The following is a 1573-nucleotide window of genomic DNA, read 5'->3' on the forward strand; positions in this document are numbered from 1 at the left end:
TGACCCCGCCCCGCTGAGCGGCTAGGCTGCCCCGGATGGCGTGACGCTGGTGGCACGTATGCACCGCATTTGACCAAGACTCGTGTCCAAAGGTGCTTGACACATTCCGCCCTGGTGGCGGTACTTCGTCGTGACATTGCCGATATCGGCGGCGATCAGGATGGGGGTGGTGGTCATCTGGTGGGCTCCTTGTGCGCGTTGGCCCCATGCGAGCCCAACTGCGCTATAATTGAACGACGGTCGCATTGAACGGGAGGTGCGTGCGATGGACGAACAGGATCTGCTGCACGTGCAGCGTGACGCGATGAGCCAGATTGCCGAGCGCCACGGCGTGACCCGTGTGCGCGTCTTTGGTTCGATGGCGCGTGGCGAAGCAACCCCTGAGAGCGATATCGATTTGCTGGTTGAGACGGGCCCGTCAACGAGTGCCTGGTTCCCCGCCGGACTGATCCTCGATCTTGAGCACCTCCTCGGGCGACGGGTCGATGTGGTGACCGAGCGGGCACTGCATCCAGCCATCCGCGAGCGCGTGCTCCAGGAAGCGCGTCCGTTATGAGCGACGACACCATCTACCTGCAACATATCCTGGCGTGCATCAGCCGGATTGAGCGCCACGTGGCTGGTGGCCGTGAGGCCTTTCTTGCCTCGGATCTGCTGCAGGATGCAACGCTCCGCAACCTGCAAACCCTGTCCGAAGCAACGCAGCGCCTGTCCGCAGCGGCCAAAGCAACGCAGCCCCAGATCCCCTGGGCGCAGATTGCGGCCTTTCGCAACGTCCTGGTGCATGTCTACCTGAGCATTGACCTCGAACAAATCTGGATCGTGATTCATCACGATATTCCTCCCCTGAAACAGGCGGTGCGTGCGCTGTTGGACGCTCAGCCGTAGGCCGACATGCTCCGTGGATGTGCGCCGCAACGAGCCATGCTGGCTGCGGCGCAGCGGTTCATGCCGGGCGCTCGTCGCGCCCGGCACGGCGATAGTCTGCCGCCGCGATGCGCAGGATCTCGCCGGCGAAGGCGTGCTGATGCATCCGCGAGACGATGCGTTGATCAAGGTGTTCCAGCGCCCGATTGCTCGTGATGATCGTCGGCAATGCCAGGTTGTAACGGTGATTGACGATCTGGTAGAGCTTCTCGCGCGCCCAGGCCGTGGCACTCTCGGTGCCGAGGTCGTCGAGGACCAACAGCGGCACGGTTCGCACCACCTCGAAGTGCTCGTCGTAGCCAACTTCGCTGGTTGGCCCGTAGGTCGCCCGCAGGTGGTCGAGCAGGTCGGGTACGACAGTGAACAGCACCTGGGTGCCCCGTGCGAGCACGGCGTGAGCCGCAGCCGCAGCCAGATGGGTCTTGCCCGCGCCGTACGACCCGAACAGGAGCAACCAGCCCTGCGGCTGCTGGGCAAACTCCCGTGCCCGCAGGTAGGCTTTGCGGACCCCCGGGACATCCGGGTTGAAGGCCTCGAAGGTCAGGCTGCGCACCTCGGCAAGGTTGCTGAGCTGTTCCAGGCGGCCCTGACCGGAATGTGTCAAGCACCTTTGGACACGAGTCTTGGTCAAATGCGGTGCATACAT

The 1573-nt window shown here is 63.6% G+C and carries 3 protein-coding genes; 2 read left to right on the forward strand and 1 reads right to left on the reverse strand.

From position 1 onward, the window contains the following. Window positions 1-265: 265 nt before the first annotated feature. Together EYB53_RS25260 and EYB53_RS25265 are read left to right on the forward strand one after the other, a co-directional pair. Window positions 266-556, forward strand: coding sequence for a nucleotidyltransferase family protein (locus EYB53_RS25260; RefSeq protein ID WP_135482410.1), 291 nt, complete (start codon window positions 266-268; stop codon window positions 554-556). Next, the gene (locus EYB53_RS25265) at window positions 553-888 is read left to right on the forward strand and encodes a HepT-like ribonuclease domain-containing protein (RefSeq protein ID WP_097653427.1); all 336 of its coding nucleotides are present in this window, start codon (window positions 553-555) and stop codon (window positions 886-888) included. Before EYB53_RS25260 ends, EYB53_RS25265 begins: the two co-directional genes overlap by 4 nt. Window positions 889-946: 58 nt before the next feature. On the opposite strand, the gene EYB53_RS25270 is transcribed toward EYB53_RS25265, so the two are convergent. Continuing rightward, on the reverse strand, window positions 947-1573 hold a 627-nt coding region (locus EYB53_RS25270), incomplete at its 5' end, for an ATP-binding protein (protein ID WP_135482412.1).

This window comes from Candidatus Chloroploca mongolica (assembly GCF_004762035.2).
In the GTDB taxonomy this organism is placed as follows: Bacteria; Chloroflexota; Chloroflexia; order Chloroflexales; family Chloroflexaceae; genus Chloroploca; species Chloroploca mongolica.

Coding starts and splice junctions, on each gene's coding strand:
- EYB53_RS25260 (WP_135482410.1), top strand. CDS start 266: ATGGACGAACAGGATCTGCTGCACGTGCAGCGTGACGCGATGAGCCAG.
- EYB53_RS25265 (WP_097653427.1), top strand. CDS start 553: ATGAGCGACGACACCATCTACCTGCAACATATCCTGGCGTGCATCAGC.